The sequence below is a fragment of the Roseomonas sp. TAS13 genome, from assembly GCF_001950415.1.
Taxonomy (GTDB): Bacteria; Pseudomonadota; Alphaproteobacteria; order Acetobacterales; family Acetobacteraceae; genus Roseomonas; species Roseomonas mucosa.
In genome coordinates this window covers 1-3404 of the sequence record NZ_BDLP01000424.1, presented here as the reverse complement: position 1 = coordinate 3404, position 3404 = coordinate 1, and the positions used below count along the sequence as shown (strand labels likewise).

General features: G+C 70.9%; 3 protein-coding genes and 1 pseudogene. 1 reads left to right on the top strand and 3 read right to left on the bottom strand.

Annotation, left to right across the window (positions count from 1 at the left end; all coding sequences use genetic code 11):
- Positions 1-121, bottom strand: a pseudogene (locus ROTAS13_RS28260) (beta-ketoacyl-ACP reductase); the annotation flags it as partial.
- A gap of 321 nt (positions 122-442) precedes the next feature.
- Here ROTAS13_RS28260 and ROTAS13_RS21410 point away from each other — a divergent pair.
- Positions 443-631, top strand: coding sequence for a hypothetical protein (locus tag ROTAS13_RS21410; protein ID WP_019463475.1), 189 nt, complete (start codon positions 443-445; stop codon positions 629-631).
- A 441-nt stretch (positions 632-1072) separates the two neighbouring features.
- Here ROTAS13_RS21410 and ROTAS13_RS21405 read toward each other — a convergent pair whose 3' ends face one another.
- Positions 1073-2338 (bottom strand): glycoside hydrolase family 71/99-like protein, encoded by a 1266-nt coding sequence (locus ROTAS13_RS21405; RefSeq protein ID WP_075823347.1) that lies wholly within the window; start codon positions 2336-2338, stop codon positions 1073-1075.
- Between the two features lie 92 nt (positions 2339-2430).
- Positions 2431-3045, bottom strand: coding sequence for a methionine biosynthesis protein MetW (gene metW / locus ROTAS13_RS21400; protein ID WP_026033332.1), 615 nt, complete (start codon positions 3043-3045; stop codon positions 2431-2433).
- Positions 3046-3404 lie beyond the last annotated feature (359 nt).

Sequence of the window (3404 nt, the reverse complement as noted above, 5' to 3'; positions counted from 1 at the left end):
TCGCGGCCTCCTCGTTGCCCGCATAGGAGGCCACCACCGTGCGGCCATGGTCCTTCAGTCTCTCGCTGATGGTTGCCCCGATGCCGCGCTGACCACCGGTGACAAGTGCGACGCGTGCCATGCTCTGGCGCTCCTCCTGGCAGAACGGACCCTTGCGATCTTTGTCGCTCCGGCCGGTCTTAACAAGCGTAGGCAAGAAACGAAGTTACGCAAAGCCAAGGATCGCCATTCGTTTTGATACCCGGGCCGGAAATCGAGGATGGCGGCCAGAGGGGAAGGCCTTGCCCCTCCCCACCCCGGCATGCGGCAGCCCGGCTCCCAGCCCGCAGGACGGGCGTGTGCGAAACGGGGGCGAGCCACGCGAGAAGAGCGTGACAGGGCGCCGGGCCCGGATGCTAAGCGCCGCGCCGCAGACCGCCTTTGCCCTGGAGCTCTTTCGATCATGAACATGCCCGTCGTCGCCCTCCTCTGGCCGGACCACGCGAAGCGCGAGCCCGACACCGTGCTGCGCATGCTGGAGGTGCTGGAGCGCCGCTGCCTCGAAATGGGCGCCGACGAAGCGGCCGGGCATCTCGCCGAGGCGATGGAAGCGCTGCGCCGCGAGACCACTGAGCGCCGCCTCGCCGCCTGATACTGGCGGCAGCCTTCGCGGTCCGCGTCCGGCGTCGCCCTGTCCCCGGGGGAAAGGCGCTGCCTTTCGCCCCGGACCCCCTATCCGCCAGGACCCTGCGGGCCCTGGACCCGATGAGTGGGCTCTCCCTGTGGCCGGATCGCGCCGGAGAGCATGGCTCTCCGGCGGACTGCCCGTGCCACCAGCGCGGACATGGTGTCTTTCCTCTTTTCGGGAGCCCCGCCTTTCCACCTGCTCCCAGGGGTCGGACGCCGGGCTGACGGCCATCACGCGGAGCCCACGAAATCCCGGGGTCCGGGGACCGGTTTCGGTCCCCGGCGGAGTGGGGGTCCGGGTGGAGAGGCAGAGCCTCTCCCCCGGCGGCCAGCCACGAAGCGCCGCCGCTACCGTTTCCATGCGTCCCGGGGAACAGTCTTCGGTCCGCTCCCCTTCGAGTCGCGCTCAGGGCGCCGGCGGCAGCGAGCCCGCCTGCAGCCCCCGCGCCACCTGCCCCGCCAGCCGCAGATATCCATCCGGCGGCAGGTCGCAGCCATCGGCAGCGCGCGACAGGAAGGCACCGCCCGCATCCACCGCCGAGGGGCGCGGCACGTCCCGCAGATAGGGCAGAATGGCCGTCCCCTCGTCGAATTCGTCGAGATTGGCCGTCTGCATCATCCGCACGCCCGCGCCGATCAGGTTCCGTGCCTGCTGCCAGTAGAAGGCACCGCAGCGGCGCGGGATCTGGTTCAGCGGGCCGGAACGCCCGTCATGCCGCTTCAGGTTGGTGGCGGAGAAGCCCGGCCAGGCCACGGGCAGGTAGCCGATGCCCAGGCGCCGCGTCTCCGCGAGGTCGGGCAGGACGTGGCTGCGCAGGAAGGCATCCGCCCCGGCCTCGTCCGCATAGGCACCGATCGGCCAGGGGCTGATGATGTCGAGGCTGCGGTAGATCGCCGCCCATTCCGGCTCCCGCCGGGAGGCGCCGGTCAGCGTCCGCCAGTCCGCCGCCACGCCGCCCATCACCGTCAGCGGCCCGATGGCGCGCAGCCCGTCCAGCAGGGCCTTCGCATGCGCCGCGTCGAAGCCGATCCCCACCGTGCCCAGGCCGAAGAGGCTCACCACGGGCCGTCCGCGATGATGCTGCCAGGCGGGCCGGTCGAGCAGCCCGGCGGCCCGCATCCGGCGCAGGTCCTCCACCACCTCGCGGTAGCGGTCCTGCGGAAAGCCGGTGAGGTCATAGACGATGAAGACCTGCCCTTCCTGCGAGGCGGCCGCCGCCAGCGCCAGGTCCAGGGTGCGGTCGGCCATGGCCTGGAGCGGCGTGCCCAGCGCGCTGGCGAAGCGGGCGAGCAGCATGCTGTGCAGCCCGTGCTGCCGCATCCAGCGGAAATGCGTCTCCAGCGTCGCGGCGCGCTGTGCCGAATAGACCCGCATCGGCTTTCCCGAGGCATCGCGCAGCGGCGTGTCGCAGAGCGCCTCGGCCGGCATGGCGGAAACGTCGGGCCAGAGGTCGAAGGTCGGCTCCAGCCCGCCGCCGCGATGGGGGGCGAACCAGTGGAACCAGCCGCCACCCGGCGCCTCCCCCGGGCAGGCGAACCAGCCCTGGTAGCCGACGACCATGCGGCCATCGAGGCCTTCGGCCCGCGCCGCCGGCGCCGTGGCGAGAGGGCCCAGGCAGCAGGCGAGCAGCAGGCCCCGCCGCAGCCGGGCCGCGATCCCGGTGGTCGTCATGGCATCCCTTCCCTCATCCCCGCCGAAGGGGAACGGAGCGCGGAGGAAAGATCAACCGGTGGTGGAGCGGATCGCCGCTTCCCGGGCCGCTGTCAGCGGGCCGGCGTGTCCGCCCGGCGCAGCACGAAGAGCGCCTGTTCCCCGAACAGGTTGGCCAGGCGCAGGCTGCGCCGCCAGGGCGCGCGCAGCCCGTGTTCGTCCACCGCCAGCCACTGTTCGACGATGTAGCCCTCCATCTCGCAGAGGGCGATGAAGTCCAGCATGGTGCAGGGATGGATGTTCGGCGTCTCGTACCAGGGGCGGTTCCAGGTCTCGGTATCCGGCATCCGGCCCTTGACCAGCAGCTTCCAGCGCAACAGCCAGTGCCCGAAATTGGGAAAGGAGACCACGGCGCGGCTGCCGATGCGCAGCATCTGCGCCAGCACCTCGCGCGGCTTCTCCACCGCCTGGAAGGTGCGGGACAGCACCACGTAGTCGAAGGCCCGGTCCGGATAGAAGGCGAGGTCGTTGTCGGCATCGCCATGGATCACGGCGAGGCCTTGCCCCACCGCGCGCGCCACCTCGGCCATATCGATCTCGATGCCGCGGGCATCGGCCCCCTTCTCGCGCGTCAGGTGGTCGAGCAGCGCGCCGTCGCCGCAGCCGATGTCGAGGACCCTGGCGTCCTCCGGGATCATCTCCGCGATCAGGCGCAGGTCGAGCCGCATGTTCTTGGCGACGAAGCGGACCGGCGGCACGTTGTCGGGCAAGGCGTTCCATCCCAGAAACCAGATCGCGGAAGACGGATCGTGCCCGGATGTAGGGCAGATCGGGGCCGAAGTCACATGCCGCGCCGCATCCTGGGCCAGCCATGCCCCGGGCCTGGGGAAAGCCGGCCCGCCTGGATCCTTTGCCCGCCCCCGCCGTTCTCCCTGCAACGCGCCACGCCGAGGCGGGCGCGAACCCGACAGGAGAAGGAAGCGGCCGATGTCCGACCCGATCACGCCGAGCCAGCCGACGCAGCCGACCCCGACCATCCCGAACGACCCTGTCTCTTGATCACAAGTCTCGACGTCAGCATAGAGAG

What these genes read in the sequence shown, in the direction of transcription:
- ROTAS13_RS21405 (WP_075823347.1), bottom strand. Translation starts at nt 2,338, where the DNA reads ATGACGACCACCGGGATCGCGGCCCGGCTGCGGCGGGGCCTGCTGCTC.
- metW (WP_026033332.1), bottom strand. Translation starts at nt 3,045, where the DNA reads ATGCGGCTCGACCTGCGCCTGATCGCGGAGATGATCCCGGAGGACGCC.
- ROTAS13_RS21410 (WP_019463475.1), top strand. Translation starts at nt 443, where the DNA reads ATGAACATGCCCGTCGTCGCCCTCCTCTGGCCGGACCACGCGAAGCGC.